Origin of the sequence: Pseudomonas simiae (assembly GCF_900111895.1) — a bacterium.
Classification (GTDB): Bacteria; Pseudomonadota; Gammaproteobacteria; order Pseudomonadales; family Pseudomonadaceae; genus Aquipseudomonas; species Aquipseudomonas simiae.
Genome location: NZ_FOKB01000006.1, coordinates 143,957 through 159,831 on the forward strand (window position 1 = coordinate 143,957; position 15,875 = coordinate 159,831).

The window sequence follows — 15,875 nt, forward strand, 5'->3', positions numbered from 1 at the left end:
GTGCTAAAGCGTTTAATTCTATAAACCTTGTAATCAATTTGTCATCAATTCAGATACCCAGACCTATGACTGATCTACCGGATACCGACTTCACCCAACGCTTCATCTTCGACGAGAACGACGCCCGCGGCGAACTGGTCTCGCTGGAGCGCAGCTACGCCGAAGTCCTCGCCAAGCACCCCTATCCGGAGCCGGTCGCGCAATTGCTCGGTGAGCTGATGGCGGCGGCGGCGCTGCTGGTGGGCACCATGAAATTCGATGGGTTGCTGATCCTGCAGGCGCGTTCCGAGGGTCCGGTGCCGATGCTGATGATCGAATGCTCAAGCGAGCGTGAAATCCGTGGTTTGGCCCGTTACGAAGCCGACCAGATTGCCCCGGACGCCACCTTGTCTGACCTGATGGCCAACGGCGTGTTGGCCATCACCGTCGATCCGACCGAGGGCCAGCGCTATCAAGGCATCGTCGACCTGGACGGCGAAACCCTGTCGGATTGCTTCACCAACTATTTCGTAATGTCCCAGCAAGTCGGCACCAAGTTCTGGCTTAACGCTGACGGCAAGCGTGCCCGTGGCCTGTTGCTGCAGCAGTTGCCGGCTGACCGCATCAAGGACGACGATGATCGTGCTGAAAGCTGGCGCCACATCATCGCCCTGGCCGACACCCTGAAAGCTGAAGAACTGCTGGGCCTGGACAACGAAACCATTCTCCATCGCCTGTACCACGAAGAGGCCGTGCGGCTGTTCGACGAACAGGGCCTGCGTTTCCATTGCAGCTGCTCGCGCGAGCGCTCGGCCAACGCCTTGGTCAGCCTGGGCCTGGAAGATGCGCAGGATTTGGTAGTGGAGCACGGCGGGCATATCGAGATTGACTGCCAGTTCTGCAACCAGCGCTACCTGTTCGATGCCGCCGACGTCGCCCAATTGTTCGCCGGTGCAGGCATCGACACCCCTTCCGACACCCGCCACTAAAACGTTTAAGCACAGGTAAATCACCTGACAAACGCCGGATTAGCGCAGTTCTGACGGGAGGGCCCTACTCTTTTTGGGCTTTTCTGGCATAATCCGGCCCACTTTTTTCGCGGTAGTAGTGCGCAACTTTCTACTACAAAACGTTTGGAGCACTCGGCCATAGGCCGACGGGGAACCTCATGACGCAAGCCAACAACGCCGTATACACCGATCTGAGTGTTGACGATCTGGTTAAAGAAGCCCTGCAGCGTGGTGAAGGCGTGCTCGCCGATACTGGCGCGCTGGTCGTCGAAACCGGTCACCGTACTGGCCGTTCGCCGGTCGACCGTTTCATCGTTGAAGAGCCTACTACCCAGGACGCTATCGCCTGGGGCCCGATCAACCGCAAGTTCCCGGCCGACAAGTTCGATGCCCTGTGGGCTCGCGTCGAGGCGTTCAACAACGCGCAAGAGCACTTCGTTTCCCACGTTCACGTAGGGGCTTCCGAAGACCACTACCTGGCTGTGAAAATGACCACCCAGACTGCCTGGCAGAACCTGTTCGGTCGTTGCCTGTTCATCAACCCGGCCCAGTACAACCCGGCCGGTCGTGAAGAGTGGCAAGTGCTTAACGTGGCCAACTTCGAGTGCGTGCCTGAGCGTGACGGCACCAACTCCGACGGTTGCGTGATCCTCAACTTCGCCCAGAAGAAAGTGCTGATCGCCGGCATGCGTTACGCCGGTGAAATGAAAAAAGCCATGTTCTCGGTGCAGAACTTCCTGCTGCCGGCTTCCGACGTGCTGCCGATGCACTGCGCTGCCAACATTGGCGAAGCAGGCGACGTGACCCTGTTCTTCGGTCTGTCGGGCACCGGTAAAACCACCCTGTCCGCCGACGAAAGCCGTTACCTGATCGGTGACGACGAACACGGCTGGGGCGAAGGCGTGGTGTTCAACATCGAAGGCGGTTGCTATGCCAAGTGCATCGACCTGTCCGAGAAGAACGAGCCCGTCATCTGGAAAGCCATCAAGCACGGCGCCGTGCTGGAAAACGTGGTGATCGACGATGCCAAGCACGCCGACTACACCAACGTCAGCCTGACCCAGAACAGCCGTGCCGCCTACCCGCTGGAGCACGTTGCCAAGCGTTCCGAGAAGAACCTGGGCGGCGAGCCAAACGCAGTGATCTTCCTGACCTGCGACCTGACCGGCGTATTGCCACCTGTGTCCATCCTCAGCGAAGAACAAGCGGCCTACCATTTCCTCTCCGGCTACACCGCACTGGTGGGTTCGACCGAAATGGGTTCCGGCGGTGGCATCAAGTCGACCTTCTCCACCTGCTTCGGCGCACCGTTCTTCCCGCGCCCGGCTGGCGAATACGCTGAGCTGCTGATCAAGCGCATCCGTGGCTTCGGCTCCAAGGTCTACCTGGTCAACACCGGCTGGACCGGCGGCGGCTACGGCGTCGGCAAGCGCTTCAACATCCCGACTACTCGCGGCGTCATCGCAGCGATCCAGAGCGGTGCGTTGATCGGTGCAGAAACCGAACACCTCGACACCATCAACCTCGACGTGCCACTGGCTGTGCCAGGCGTTGAGACCGGCCTGTTGAACCCACGTAATACCTGGGCTGACAAGGCTGCGTATGACGAAGCGGCGAAGGCGCTGGCGGGTCTGTTCATCGAAAACTTCAAGAAGTTTGAAGTGAGCGATGCGATCAAGGCTGCGGGTCCTAAGTTGTAAGATTCGAGCGTTGTGAAAAAGCCGCCTCTTGAGGCGGCTTTTTTGTGCGCGAACACTTAGTCGACGATGTGCAAAACCACCGCGCCGACCAGCACCAGCACAACGCCCAACACTTGCACCGCCGACAACCGCTCCTTGAAAAACACAAACCCCAGAATCGCCGCGATCCCGCCCGACAATGTACTGATCACCGTCACCACCGACACCGAACCTGCCATCGCTCCCCACGAAAACGCCGAGAACCCACCCAGGTTCATCAAGCTTGCCCCGGTCAGCGTCGCGCAGTTTTTCAGCGGTGGGATTTTCAGGCCGTCTGTGATCTTCAGCACCATCATCACCAGCACGCACAGCCCCACCAGGTAGCCGAGCCAGAGCATGGTGATCGGCCCAAGCGCTGGCAGGGTGTAGCGGCCTTGCAGCCAGAAGCTGGTGCCATACAGCAAAGCGGCGAGCATGGCGTAGGCGATGGACAGGCGTGGGTTGTTGTGGGGAACACCGTTGTCCTTGTGCAGGCTGGAGAGGATCACGCCGATCACGCACAGGGCGATGCAACCCAGTTGCGTCAGGCTGATGTCCTCACCGCTGGCCCAGGACAGCAAGGTGGTCACCACGCCGTAAGACGTCACGAGCGGCGCGACAATGGCTGCTTTGCCGAGGGCGAAGGCCTTGGACAGCGCCAGGGCGCCGGAGACAGTGAGCAGGGCGGCGGCGATGCCCAGGAGCCAGACGCTCAGCGCAGCTTCCAGGGATTTGAACAGGAGGCTTGGGAGAATGACCAGTAACAGGGTCATGATCAGGAAGCCCAGGGCTTGGCCGAAATACACCGCGCGTTTAACGCCCACGGCTCGGGCATTGAGACCCACGAGAAAATCGGTGCCGCCCCAGAGCAGGGCGGCCAGCAGGCCCATCGTGACGTCCATGTAAGGTCCTTGTGTTTCAGCTCAGGTTTTCCAGCGTCTGCGTGTCCCATCTGTGGGTCTTGATGGCCAGGTAGAGCATGCCGATGGTCAGCGGCACTTTTTCACCGCGCCCCTTGGCGCGACGCTTGAGAAACACGTCGAACCCCGGCGGGTTGAAGTAACGATAAGTGTCGAAGTCGCCCAGGTCGAGCGCAAATTCCTGCTCCAGTGCATCCATCAGTTGCTTGGCCTCACTGCCGTCGCAGCCGAGGTCGAAGTTGATTGAGGTTTGCAGGCGGATCGTCTTGTGTTTCGGCAGGCCGATTTCTTCGTGCAGCAGCTGCAGGAGTTGTTGCATGACGGAGTCTTCGGGGAAGTTGGGGGCGAGGTTCATGGTGGGTGCGCGCAGGAGTGGATGAAGGGGCTGGTTGCGTTGGCGGCGGTATTTGTTTCGAGTGATGAAGAGCGCCAAGCCTATCAGGAATACAAAGACAGGCAGGAGGGGCATTCTGAGGATCACCGCTACATAGGGTAGTAGGAACGTCAAAATAAGGCCTGTTGTAAGACATGTGACTGCGAAGTGCTTTCTGAGCATTGGGTCTGTGATTTGGTGGTGCAGCAGCAAATAGATAATGAGAAAGGAAGCGGATTGAAGGTAAAGGGCCATGTCACTAAGACTCGTCCGAGTAGACATGCATTGAGAGTGTTGACCGCTGAGGCCCTATACCTCCTCTCACACTGGCATCCAGATCGATGCTGATGTCTCCAGCGTGATATCTACGAAGCTTGCCGGGCCGATGTGTTGAGTCCTTTCGATGTTCACAGGTTTCTGCCGAGAAAGTTGAAACCGCGCTATTTTCATTCAGCTACGGGTAACTTCTGTAGAGGGTCAAGCGGGCGTTTGGAGCAGTTTGGGAAGGGGATGTCGCTTTGTTTGGAGGTTTCCTACAGGCGTTTCCGGCGTTTGTGGCTTGGCTGTGATTTAACAGGCAAGCGGGTCAGTTTTAGGCGCGAGCTTGCTCGCGAAAAACGTCAATGACGTCGCGTTTCTTTTGGCTTACCGCGTCATCGTTGGTGATGTGGGAGATGTCTTTGAGGTCCGAGTGTTCGAAGGTCAGTCAGGAGAAGGTTTCCAGTAAGTCAGTGGCAGCGCGGATGCGTTGGTGGGCGGCGGACTGTGCGCTCGGGCAATAAACAGATGGTTTAATCGTTCGTGGTTCGATCAGGCGCTGGCAGGCCTGCTGATACACCGCTCAAAAATCGCCTCCAACCCCCGATAATCACACCCCACCGCGTCAATATTCGCCGGTATCCACGCGGCGTGTTTCACCAGCCACCAATTCACCGAAAACCCTGCATTCACGATGATCTGCTCGAACAAGATCCGCTGCGCCCGGCCGTTGCCTTCGCGGAAGGGGTGGATGACGTTGAGGTCGCCGTAGGCTTCGGCAATGCGCGTTACCAGCTCAGCCTGACTCACACCGACATACCAGTGCGACTCTTGCATGCGCCGGATGACCTTCGCCGCTTCCGGTGGGATGCGTTCCGGGGTGCAGAACAGCGTGTCGCCCTTCTGGATGTTGACGCTGCGCAGTTCGCCGGCCCAGTCGTAGAGGTCGCCGAACAGGGTGCGGTGGATATGTTGCAGACGGTCGAGGTCGTAGGGTGGCGGGAAGAGAGGGAGGTTGCCTACGGCAATTTCGGATAATTCCCGCTCGGCTTGATGCAAGCGGGCTTCGTCGAGCAAATCGAGGCGGTTGCGCAGGACGCTGCTACCGGAATAGCAGTACGGATCCTGGCCCACCCCGTATTTGTCGAGCATCAGCGTGGGCTGTTGCGGTACTTGGCAAGAACGGCTTCGCGGGTCGGCAAGGGTTTGTCGACGTCGGCCGGTTGGGTGTCGAACCCTTCCAGGCGCAGGCTGGCCAGGTAATTGGAACGGCGGATCTTGTGATAGTGATCCTGTTTTTGCTCAAACGTCGGTTCGCTCATGGCAGCGTACTCCTGGTTAGCAAGGCTTGATTGTAGCGCAATGCTTCAGTGGGCAGGCGGGATAAAAACCACGTCACATTCTGTACAAAAAGTCTGCCAGTCGCCTGATTTCAGCGTATGTTTCACCGCAAAATCTTGTAGGGCGATTCCGCCCACTACTTAAAGGGAGTTAAGCATGGGTTTGCTGCGTGTCGCCTCGGCGATGTCATTGTGTGCGGTGGCGTTTTCGGTCCAGGCCGAGCAATTGCCGATTGAAGTACTCAGTGCGGTGGTCAAGGACCAGAAAATTGCCGACGCCGAAGTGTTGCTGCAACGTAACGGCGCGCAGAACGTGGTGGGCCGCACCAACGGCCAGGGTCAGGTCACGCTGAACAGCGAAGCCGCTGACGACGCCTCAAGCCTGCTGATCATCAAGAAGCCCGGCTATTCCAACCTCGTGGTGAAATGCCCGTGCAAAGGCATGACCTACGCTATCAGCCCGGTGATGGAGAACCTCGACGGCCTGCGTGTGGTGCTGACGTGGGGCAAGACGCCGAGTGACCTCGACTCCCACATGATTTTCCCCGGCAATAACATCTATTTCGAGAACCAGAAGGGTACCGACGCCGAGTTGGATGTGGATGACACCGACAGCTACGGCCCGGAAACCATCACCCTGCAGAAAAAACATTACGGCGAAAGCTACGTTTATGCCGTGCACGACTACAGCAATGGCGGCAACCCAGGCTCGCGCCAGTTGTCCGACAGCGAAGCCAAGGTGTTCGTGTACATGGGGCAATCGCTGGTGCGTACCTACTATGTGCCTAAAAACCGCAGCGGCAACCTGTGGACGGTGTTCCGCATGACCGGCAGCGGCGACTTCCAGGACATCAACACCTTCAGTGGCGTGACAGTGAATGCCGCGAATGTTCTGAACGAAGTCAAACCGCTGCTGGATGACAGCGTGGCGGTCACCGCGGTCACCGTCAGCTCTTCCGTACAAACCGATGCGAAGCGCCTGAACCTGCAGGGTGAAGCGGCCTACCAGGCGGGCAAGTTGGACGAGGCGATCGACCTGTTCCGCCAGGCCATCGAACTGGACAATGGCTTTGGCAAGGCCTACGGCAACCTCGGCCTGGCGTATCAGAAAGCCGGCAACACTGCCGAGTCGATCTGGGCTAACCGCAAGGCTATCGCCCTTGCCACCGGCGCCAATGCTGCCACCGTGCGTGCAGGTGCTTATTACAACATTGCGCGGATCTACGAAGCGGCGGGGCAGTTCCCGGATGCGTTGCGTCACTACCAGTTGGCCAAGGAACAGAAGGCCAACCCGGTGTATGACACGGCGATTGAGCGGGTGCAGAATCGCTGATTCAGCTGTAGTGCAGTTCTGAAATGTGGGAGGGGGGTTGCTCACGATAGCGTTGGATCAGTCAGATATGTGTGTCTGATCCATCGCAATCGGGGGCAAGCCCCCTCCCACATTTGGTTTGTGGTGTTCCTACAGCCACAGTCGAACTTGTCGAATTTGGCCCAAGGCCATTGCTGCACCCTGTGTATCATCCTGTCTCTTTTTTCCTTGCGACCTTTCTCGATTCGCTGAGATTCCCAGGCTATGTTTTTGAGCCTACTCAGCGGTCAATGGAGTGACAGCTTATGCACGACACCCTCCAGCAGGTCTTCGGTTTTTCACAGTTTCGTCTGGGCCAGGAAGAAACGGTCAGCGCCGTACTGGCCGGCCGTTCGGCTGCGGCCATTTTTCCTACGGGGTCAGGCAAGTCCCTGTGCTATCAGCTGTCGGCGGTGTTGCTGCCGCACCTGACGCTGGTGGTTTCGCCATTGTTGGCATTGATGCAGGACCAATTGGGCTTCCTGCAGCGCCATGGTATTTCGGCGGGCAGTATTGATTCGGCACAGAGTCGCGATGAGGCGAATGATGTGATGGCCCGCGCGCGTTCGGGCGAGTTGAAGATCCTGATGATTTCCGTGGAGCGTTTGAAGAACGAGCGCTTTCGTAACTTCCTGCAAAGCGTGCAGATCTCGCTGTTGGTGGTGGACGAGGCGCACTGTATTTCCGAGTGGGGCCACAACTTCCGTCCGGACTATTTGAAACTGCCGGACTACCAGCGTCAGTTCAATATCCCACAAGCGCTGTTGTTGACGGCTACAGCGACGCCCAAGGTGATTGCCGACATGCAGGCGAAGTTCGCCATTGCTCCGGGCGATGTGGTCACCACGGGCTTCTACCGGCCCAATCTCAACCTGTTGGTGGAGCCGGTCAGTGGTGCGGACAAGCGTCGTCGGCTGGTGCAGTGGATGAGCGAGCGTGCCGGCCAGCCGAGCATCGTCTACGTCACGTTGCAGAAAACCGCCGAGCAGATTGCCGAGCACCTGAACCGCAACGGCATCCAGGCCGAGGCCTATCACGCGGGTTTGCCTCACGATAAACGCGAGGGTATCCAGCAGCGCTTCATGAGTGGGCGCTCCCATTGCATTGTCGCCACCATCGCGTTCGGCATGGGCATCGACAAGAGTGACATCCGCAATGTGGTGCACTTCGACCTGCCCAAATCCATCGAGAACTACAGCCAGGAAATCGGCCGCGCGGGGCGTGATGGGCAACCTTCCGATTGCCTGGTGCTGGCCAACCGCGACAGCCTCAACGTGCTGGAAAACTTTGTGTACGGCGATACGCCGGAGCAGGAGGGCATTCGGCAGGTGCTGGAAGAGTTGCAGGCTGCTCGGGCCGATGGGCAGTGGGAGTTTTTGCTCCGATCCCTGTCGGACCACAGCAACATCCGCGAGCTGCCGTTGAAGACGCTGCTGGTGCAATTGGAACTCAAGGGCGTCATTGCGCCGCGCTACGCTTTTTATGCCGAGTACCGCTTCAAGTACTTGATTGAACCTGAGGCTTTGCTCGCGCGCTTCTCCGGTGAGCGGCAGCAGTTTGTCGCGGCGATCATCGACGTGTGCAAGCGGGCGAAAACCTGGGCGACGGTGGATTTCGACGCGCTTTATCAACAGCACAATGCCGAGCGCGGTCGAGTGGTGAAGGCGCTGGATTACTTACAGGAGCAAGGCCTGATCGAGCTTGAGAGCAAGCAGATGACTGAGGTTTACAGTCTGCTTGATGCCGATTTTGACGCTGATGTATTGAGCAAACAGTTATACACAGGCTTCAAGCAGCATGAGGTGGGCGAAGTCGCGCGGATTCACGCCATGCTGGATCTGTTCGCCACAGAACGCTGCCTGGGCCAACGCCTGGCACAGTATTTTGGCGATGAAAACGCGCCCCAACGTTGTGGGCATTGCTCGGTGTGCCACGGCCATGTTGCGCACCTTGCGCCACCACCCGGTTTGCCAGGGCGTGTGGATAAAAACTTCATGGGGCTGTGCGGTGATTTTATCCACAGGCATCATGAACACACCGGCCATTTGCCTGGGGCGGAACGCCTGACGCGTTTCCTCGGCGGCATCAGTGTGCCGTTGTTTACCAAGTTGAAGGCGCGAGGCATTCCGGGTTTTGCTGCGCTGGAAGATTATCCGTATGCCGAGGTGCGCGAGTGGGCCCAGGCCCATTTGAATGACCTGTAACTCACTTTAGCGAGATGAACCGATGCCCGACTCAGTGCCTCAACGTGCCGATTACCTGCACTTCCAGCCGATCATTACGCGCTGGCACGACAACGATGTGTATGGTCATGTGAACAACGTGACCTACTACAGTTTCTTCGACACGGCGGTGAATACCTACCTGATCGAGCAAGGTGGTCTGGATTTTCATGACGGTGAGGTGGTGGGATTCGTGGTGAGTTCGGCGTGTGATTATTTCGCGTCGATCGCCTTTCCCGAACGCATTGAAATCGGCTTGCGGGTGGGCAAACTGGGTAATAGTTCAGTGCAGTACGAATTGGCAGTGTTCAAGGCTGGCGAAGACGAGGCCTGTGCGGCGGGGCGCTTCGTGCATGTGTTTGTGGATCGGGGTTCGAACCAGCCGGTGACGATTCCGGGGATGTTGCGCGAGGCGTTGCAGCGGTTAGTGGTGTAGGCGCGAACGCCTACACCCTCAGCCCTTACCGGTGACGGTAGTGATGCTTGTTCTTGCGATGACCATAGGCATGGCCGCGGCCCGGATGGTCATCACGGTCGTAACGACGACCATCACGGCCACGCGAACGACGATCATCGTCATCGCTCTTGTTGCCCATGTAGTTACCCAGCGCGCCACCTGCACCACCGCCGGCCGCTGAACCGATCAGTGCACCGGTGCTGCCGCCGACACTGCGGCCTACCACGTTGCCGCCCGCCGCGCCCAGAGCGCCGCCAATGGCTGCTTCACCACGGCTGCGTTTGTCCGCACCCACCGCGCTGCCGCCTGCGCCGCCCAGGGCGGCGCCGATGGTCGAGCCGGTGTTGCCGCCGATCTGCTGGCCGACAACCGAGCCTAGAACCCCGCCCAATGCGCCGCCCACACCGGCTTCGGTGGTGCCACCGGCCATGGCTGCGCCACTGACCAGGCCAAGGGACAACAAGAGAATCGAGGAGAACTTCATTAGGGGAGACCTCAAGAGGATGACGGCGCGATCCTGAGGCTGTATCGAGAAGGTGACAATAGAAATCCGACCAGTAACACGAGTTGTACACAATTCTCTAAGTTACTGTTTTGGCTAGGGAACTTAAGTCGATTTAGTGAGTCTTTAACTACTTCGGAAAGGCCGCTTTTTATGCAAAAGCGGCCTTTTTTGTGCCCGGAGATTTATGCAGAGCGCGCCATGATCAGCCCATTGTCGCTCGCCGCTTCCAAGCGGATCGCCACGAACTTCGACGTCGGCGTATGGCTGCCATCCCCCGTGCTTTCCAGCGGCACCAGCGGGTTCACTTCCGGGTAGTAGGCTGCAGCCTGCCCAGCCGGAATATCAAACGCCAGCAAGGTAAAGCCCTTCACGCGGCGCTCGCGACCGTCTTCCCACAGCGACACGATGTCGGCCTTCTGCCCCGGCTTGAAACCTAGGCGGATGATGTCGGCTTCGTTGACGAACAGCACGTCACGCTGACCCTTGACCCCACGGTAGCGGTCGTCCAGGCCATAGATGGTGGTGTTGTACTGATCGTGGGAGCGCATCGATTGCATGATCAGGTCCGGCACCTTGCCCGTCGCGTGGGTGCGTTCGTGGATCAAGTCCTTGGGCAGGATGTTCGGGCGGAAGCTGGCGCGACCCGATGGCGTGTTCCAGCGGCGTGCACCGGCGGAGTTGCCCAGGTAGAAGCCGCCCGGATGCTTGATCTTCTCGTTGAAATCCTTGAAGCCGGGGATGGTGTCGGCGATCAGGTCGCGGATGCGGCTGTAGTCGGCCACCAGCCAGTTCCAATCCACTGGCTTAGTGCCCAGGGTGGCGGCAGCGATACCGGCCAGGATAGCCGGCTCGGATTTCATCAGCTTCGACAGCGGCTGCAACTGGCCGTTGGAACCGTGGACCATGCTGAACGAGTCTTCCACCGTCACCGCTTGCGGGCCTTCGGCCTGGATGTCGATGTCGGTACGGCCCAGGCACGGCAGGATCAGCGCGTCTTTGCCGTGCATCAGGTGGCTGCGGTTGAGTTTGGTGCTGATCTGCACCGTCAGGTCGCAATTGCGCAGTGCTTCGAAGGTGCGCGGGCTGTCCGGCGTGGCTTGGGCGAAGTTGCCGCCCAGGCCGATAAATACTTTAGCGCGGCCTTCGAGCATGGCGTGAATCGCTTCGACCACGTTGTGGCCGTTGACACGTGGCACCTGGAACTGGAAGCGGCGCTCCAGGGCGTCAAGAAACGCTACGGGCGGACGTTCGTTGATGCCCATGGTGCGGTCGCCCTGTACGTTGCTGTGGCCACGCACTGGGCACAAGCCGGCGCCTGGGCGGCCGATGTTGCCGCGCAGCAGCATCAGGTTGGCGATTTCCTGGATGGTCGGCACCGAGTGGCGGTGCTGGGTGATGCCCATCGCCCAGCACATGATCACGTTCTTGCCTTTGGCGTACATGCGCGCCGCTTGCTCGATCTCGACCAGGGTCAAACCGGACTGCTCGACGATTTCTTCCCAAGAGGTGTCGTCGATCTTGCCCAGGTAATCCAGCACGTTGGTGGTGTGTTCGTTGAGGAAGTCGTGATCGAACACGGCCTCTTTGCCTTCGGCCTGGGCCTGGCGTTCCCACAGCAGCAGGAACTTGGCCATGCCGCGCAGGATCGCCATGTCGCCACCCAGCGCCGGGCGGAAGTAGGCGGTGTTGGTCGGTTTGTCGCCGTTGGTGAGCATTTCCAGCGGGTGTTGCGGGTGCTGGAAGCGCTCCAGGCCGCGCTCTTTCAGCGGGTTGATGCACACCACCTGGGCGCCACGCTTGACCGCTTCACGCAACGGTTCGAGCATGCGCGGGTGGTTGGTGCCGGGGTTCTGGCCCCAGACGAAAATCGCATCGGCGTGTTCGAAGTCATCAAAGGTCACGGTGCCTTTGCCGACGCCCACGCTTTGCGCCAGGGCAACGCCGCTGGCTTCGTGGCACATGTTCGAGCAGTCCGGGAAGTTGTTGGTGCCGTAGGCGCGCACGAACAGCTGGTACAAATACGCTGCTTCGTTGCTGGCACGGCCCGATGTGTAGAACTCGGCCATGTCCGGGCTGGGCAGGGCGTTGAGATGTTTGCCGACCAGGTCGAAGGCTGCCTCCCAACTGATGGGCTTGTAGCGGTCGGTTTCGGCGTCGTAGCGCATCGGCTCGGTCAGGCGGCCCTGATATTCCAGCCAGTAGTCGCTCTGCTCCAGCAAGGCGGTGACGCTGTTCTTGGCGAAGAATGCACCATCCACGCGGCGTTTGGTGGCTTCCCAGTTGACCGCCTTGGCGCCGTTTTCGCAGAACTTGACCATGCCGCTTTCCGGCGAGTCACCCCAGGCGCAGCCCGGGCAGTCAAAGCCGCCGTTCTGGTTGGTCTTGAGCATCATGCGCAGGTTTTTCAGCGCGTTGTCGCTGGTCAGCCAGGCCTGCGCCACGCTGATCAGTGCGCCCCAGCCGCCGGCCGGGCCCTTGTAGGGCTTGTAGCGCGGGGTCGGGGTTTGGTCGGCTTGGTGGTGCTGGCTCATGGCTGGTTCTCCATCGCAGGGCTGTAGACCCGCGGCGCACTTTTCTGCGGCAGGTGGATGAGATTGAGGTTATGCCGGCGGGCCCATTGCAGGGCCAGGCCGGTGGGCGACGACAGGCTGACCAGCGTCTGGATGCCAGCGCGCAGGACTTTCTGGATCAACTCCAGGCTGCAACGACTTGTCACAATCGCCAGGCCGCCTTCGGTCGGAATTTTTTGGCGGATCAACGCGCCGATCAACTTGTCCAGCGCGTTGTGTCGGCCGATATCTTCGCGGCCCATCAGCAATTCGCCCTGGCCGTTCATGAACAGCGCCGCATGCACAGCGCCGCTGTATTGGCCCAGGGGTTGAAAGGCACTGATGCGTTGGCGCAGGCCATCGAGCCACTCGGCGGGCGGCAAGGGCGCACCGGGCAATACCTGAAGGTCTGGCAGGGCCTGCTCAACGGCTTCCACGCCGCACAAGCCACAGCCACTGGTGCCGGCTAACTGGCGGCGCTGCTGCTTGAGGTTCCAGAAGGCGCGGCTGGAGATTTGCACCTGAGCATATTGGGCAGAGCCCGAGCCGCTGAGTTTCAGGTCATAAATGTCGCTAACGTCGGCGATAATGCCGCTACCGATGCTGAAGCCAACAATGAAGTCTTCCAGGTCCGTCGGCGTCACCAACATCACCGCTTGGCTGATGTCGTTGTAGGCGATCGCCAACGCCACTTCTTCCGCCAAGGCTGTGCTGGCAGATTCAGTGTGTTCGAGATTGCAATACTGGTAGCTGTGGCTGGCGACGGGCGCTGGCGTTTCGAGAGCGGGCGCCGCGCAGACAGGACGCTTGGCGTTCATGGGGCAGTACCACCGGCGGATTGATCAGTGGTTAGACTAGGCGCGACAAAGCGTCGCGTCTAATTGCCAGTATTGATCTACCGATAGATGACGTCGATCAAGATTGGATTTGCGATTTCTGATACAGCGCGAAACACGCCTCGGCCAGTGCTGAACGCGGGGCGCTGCGACGCATGATCAGCCCCAGGCGCGCGAGGGTATGGGCGTCTTCGATCGGTTGCAGGCGCAAGTGCTCGGTGAGTGCATCCAGGCCCCCATCCAGCGGCATTACCGCGCAACACAGTCCGCCGTGTACCGCTTGTAGCAACTGATGGACGGCATCGGTCTGTAACAACGGTTGCGGGATGAGCCCACGGCTGTGGAAGTTGTGATCGATGGACTGGCGAAAGTGCATGCCACTGGTGAGCATGCCCAGCGGCAGCTTGATCAACGCTTCCCAGCTCAACGGCGTGTCGCCGAAAGAGAAGAAGCGCTGGTCGTAGAGCAGGCCCATGCGGGTTTCGCCCAAGGCCAGTGAGTCGAAGCGTTCGTTATCCAGCCGTTCCAGGTAAGACACGCCCAGGTCCAGCCGGTTACTCGCCAGTTGTTCAAGGATCTGCTCCGAGCTGAGCGCCGAGAGCTCAAAGCGCAGGCTTGGGTGTTCTTTATGCAACTGCTGCATTAATGCCAAGGGATCGAAACTCGACAGCGGCACCACGCCCAGGCGCAACGTCCCCACCAGGTTGCCGCGACAAGCCGCGGCTTCGGCCTGCAGGCCGTCATACGCCGCCAGCACTGTGCGTGCCCACGCCAGCACCCGCTCACCGGGTGCGGTAAAGCCTTCGAAGCGCTGGCCGCGATTGACCAGTGGCAGATCAAGCTCCTCCTCAAGGTTACGCAAGCGCATCGACAGGGTCGGTTGGGTAATGTGGCAACGCGCCGCCGCTTGGCCGAAGTGACGGGTATCGTCGAGGGCGATGAGGAATTTCAGCTGTTTGATGTCCATCTTCGCTCCAGGTCTTATTCCAATGGCGGGGGGATTCTAGCGCGTTTGGATCTTTGGCCGGGTCGGAACCCAAATCCACAGGACTGGTCTAGTCTTGGGCATCTGGAAATCAAAAACCAAGGAGAGCGCACTATGAGTATTTTCAGCTTTATCAAGGAAGCCGGCGAAAAGATTGTCGACCTGTTGACGCCGGGTAATGCGAACGCCAGTGAGCAGTTGAAAGATCACGTGTCCAAGGTGGGTCTGGGTAATCCGAACGTGCAGACCACAGTGGATGGCGACAAGGTGACCGTGACCGGTGAAGTCGCCACTCAGGAGGAGAAAGAGAAGATTTTGCTGGCGCTGGGCAATATTGCCGGTGTGGCCAGTGTGGATGATCAGATCACTGTAACGGGGCCGGCTGTCGAGGCTGCGACTTTTGTCGTCGTGAAAAAGGGTGACACGCTGAGCGCTATTTCTCTCTCGGTGTACGGTAACGCTAATCTGTATAACAAGATTTTTGAGGCGAACAAGCCGCTTTTGTCCCATCCGGACAAGATCTATCCAGGCCAGACGCTGCGTATTCCCAAGTAATACGAAGGCGTCAATGTGGGCGCGGGTTTGTGTGGGAGCCGGGCTTGCCCGCGATAGCATCGCCTCGGTTTGAGCTAAACACCGCGGTGCCTGCATCGCGGGCAAGCCCGGCTCCCACAGAGATCTTCTCCCACTTGGCGTTCAGAGTCCGGCGATGAGTTCTCTGTAATCCCCGACTGCCGCGAATTCTGCGGTGTCTTTAGGCCCCTTCTTGCTATCCGGTTCTTTCACCGCCAGCAAATGCCCCACGCCAAATGCCTGGGCACTGCGCAGGATGGGCAGGGTATCGTCGATAAACAGGGTGCGGGCCGGGTCGAAGCGGAGGTCGGCTTGCAGGGCGTCCCAGAACTGCGGGTGTTCCTTGGCGAAACCGTAATCGTGGGAGCTGATCAACCGTTCGAAATGCGGCGCCAGTTCAATGCGTTCCAACTTCAATGACAGCGAATCACGATGAGCGTTGGTGATCAGAATCACACGCTTGCCGGCCTGTTTGATTGCCGCCAGGAAGGTGTCGGCATCCGGGCGCAGGGCGATGAGGTGGGCGGTTTCCAGTTTGAGTTCGCGCACCGGGATCTTCAGTTCTGCGCTCCAGAAATCCAGGCAATACCATTGCAACTGTCCGGCGTTACGCTCGAACAGCGGCTGCAGCTCCATCTCGGCCATCGCCCGGCTTACCCCGTGCAGTTCGGCGTATCGCTGGGGCAGGTGTTCCATCCAGAAGTGGTTGTCGTAATGCAGGTCGAGCAGGGTGCCGTCCATGTCCAGCAGGACAGTGTCGATGGCGTGCCAGGGCAAAGAGGGCATGGGGCGTTCTCAT

Annotated in this window: 15 protein-coding genes; 6 read left to right on the top strand and 9 right to left on the bottom strand. The window is 59.3% G+C overall.

Annotation, left to right across the window (positions count from 1 at the left end; all coding sequences use genetic code 11):
• The first annotated feature begins 65 nt into the window (after positions 1–65).
• Complete coding sequence (hslO, locus tag BMZ57_RS19480) at positions 66–968, top strand: Hsp33 family molecular chaperone HslO (RefSeq protein ID WP_010214086.1); 903 nt, start codon at positions 66–68, stop codon at positions 966–968.
• A gap of 179 nt (positions 969–1,147) precedes the next feature.
• A complete protein-coding gene (locus BMZ57_RS19485; protein ID WP_045791411.1) occupies positions 1,148–2,689 on the top strand; it encodes a phosphoenolpyruvate carboxykinase in 1,542 nt (513 codons plus the stop codon).
• Positions 2,690–2,745: 56 nt separating this feature from the next.
• Here BMZ57_RS19485 and BMZ57_RS19490 read toward each other — a convergent pair whose 3' ends face one another.
• The 4 genes from BMZ57_RS19490 to BMZ57_RS28945 form a co-directional block, all read right to left on the bottom strand.
• Positions 2,746–3,609, bottom strand: a complete 864-nt coding sequence (locus BMZ57_RS19490; protein WP_232920570.1) for an EamA family transporter — start codon at positions 3,607–3,609, stop codon at positions 2,746–2,748.
• Positions 3,610–3,625: 16 nt separating this feature from the next.
• Entirely contained in the window at positions 3,626–3,982 is a 357-nt protein-coding gene (locus BMZ57_RS19495) for a DUF1493 family protein (protein WP_029529275.1), read from the bottom strand.
• An 828-nt stretch (positions 3,983–4,810) separates the two neighbouring features.
• Positions 4,811–5,410 (bottom strand): putative adenosine monophosphate-protein transferase Fic, encoded by a 600-nt coding sequence (locus BMZ57_RS19500; RefSeq protein ID WP_021492348.1) that lies wholly within the window; start codon positions 5,408–5,410, stop codon positions 4,811–4,813.
• Positions 5,410–5,580 carry a YhfG family protein gene (locus BMZ57_RS28945; RefSeq protein WP_010214072.1) on the bottom strand — a complete coding sequence of 57 codons (171 nt, stop codon included), beginning with the start codon at positions 5,578–5,580 and terminating at the stop codon, positions 5,410–5,412. The genes BMZ57_RS19500 and BMZ57_RS28945 overlap by 1 nt, the downstream gene beginning before the upstream one ends.
• A gap of 175 nt (positions 5,581–5,755) precedes the next feature.
• Here BMZ57_RS28945 and BMZ57_RS19505 point away from each other — a divergent pair, with 175 nt between their 5' ends.
• From BMZ57_RS19505 to BMZ57_RS19515, 3 genes are all read left to right on the top strand, one after another.
• Positions 5,756–6,931 (top strand): tetratricopeptide repeat protein, encoded by a 1,176-nt coding sequence (locus BMZ57_RS19505; RefSeq protein ID WP_010214071.1) that lies wholly within the window; start codon positions 5,756–5,758, stop codon positions 6,929–6,931.
• Positions 6,932–7,215: 284 nt separating this feature from the next.
• The gene (locus BMZ57_RS19510) at positions 7,216–9,153 is read left to right on the top strand and encodes a RecQ family ATP-dependent DNA helicase (protein ID WP_069672851.1); all 1,938 of its coding nucleotides are present in this window, start codon (positions 7,216–7,218) and stop codon (positions 9,151–9,153) included.
• Between the two features lie 22 nt (positions 9,154–9,175).
• Entirely contained in the window at positions 9,176–9,607 is a 432-nt protein-coding gene (locus BMZ57_RS19515; RefSeq protein ID WP_069672850.1) for an acyl-CoA thioesterase, read from the top strand.
• 25 nt (positions 9,608–9,632) lie between these two features.
• Here BMZ57_RS19515 and BMZ57_RS19520 read toward each other — a convergent pair whose 3' ends face one another.
• The 4 genes from BMZ57_RS19520 to BMZ57_RS19535 form a co-directional block, all read right to left on the bottom strand.
• Positions 9,633–10,112 (bottom strand): glycine zipper domain-containing protein, encoded by a 480-nt coding sequence (locus tag BMZ57_RS19520; protein ID WP_010214066.1) that lies wholly within the window; start codon positions 10,110–10,112, stop codon positions 9,633–9,635.
• A gap of 203 nt (positions 10,113–10,315) precedes the next feature.
• Positions 10,316–12,664, bottom strand: a complete 2,349-nt coding sequence (locus BMZ57_RS19525) for an FdhF/YdeP family oxidoreductase (RefSeq protein WP_010214065.1) — start codon at positions 12,662–12,664, stop codon at positions 10,316–10,318.
• On the bottom strand, positions 12,661–13,500 hold the full coding sequence (fdhD, locus tag BMZ57_RS19530) for a formate dehydrogenase accessory sulfurtransferase FdhD (protein ID WP_010214062.1): 840 nt from the start codon (positions 13,498–13,500) through the stop codon (positions 12,661–12,663). Before fdhD ends, BMZ57_RS19525 begins: the two co-directional genes overlap by 4 nt.
• 97 nt (positions 13,501–13,597) lie before the next feature.
• The gene (locus tag BMZ57_RS19535) at positions 13,598–14,485 is read right to left on the bottom strand and encodes a LysR family transcriptional regulator (protein ID WP_038452531.1); all 888 of its coding nucleotides are present in this window, start codon (positions 14,483–14,485) and stop codon (positions 13,598–13,600) included.
• A 132-nt stretch (positions 14,486–14,617) separates the two neighbouring features.
• Here BMZ57_RS19535 and lysM point away from each other — a divergent pair, with 132 nt between their 5' ends.
• Positions 14,618–15,058 carry a peptidoglycan-binding protein LysM gene (lysM, locus tag BMZ57_RS19540; RefSeq protein WP_010214059.1) on the top strand — a complete coding sequence of 147 codons (441 nt, stop codon included), beginning with the start codon at positions 14,618–14,620 and terminating at the stop codon, positions 15,056–15,058.
• Between the two features lie 141 nt (positions 15,059–15,199).
• On the opposite strand, the gene yrfG is transcribed toward lysM, so the two are convergent.
• The gene (gene yrfG / locus BMZ57_RS19545) at positions 15,200–15,862 is read right to left on the bottom strand and encodes a GMP/IMP nucleotidase (protein ID WP_010214058.1); all 663 of its coding nucleotides are present in this window, start codon (positions 15,860–15,862) and stop codon (positions 15,200–15,202) included.
• Positions 15,863–15,875 lie beyond the last annotated feature (13 nt).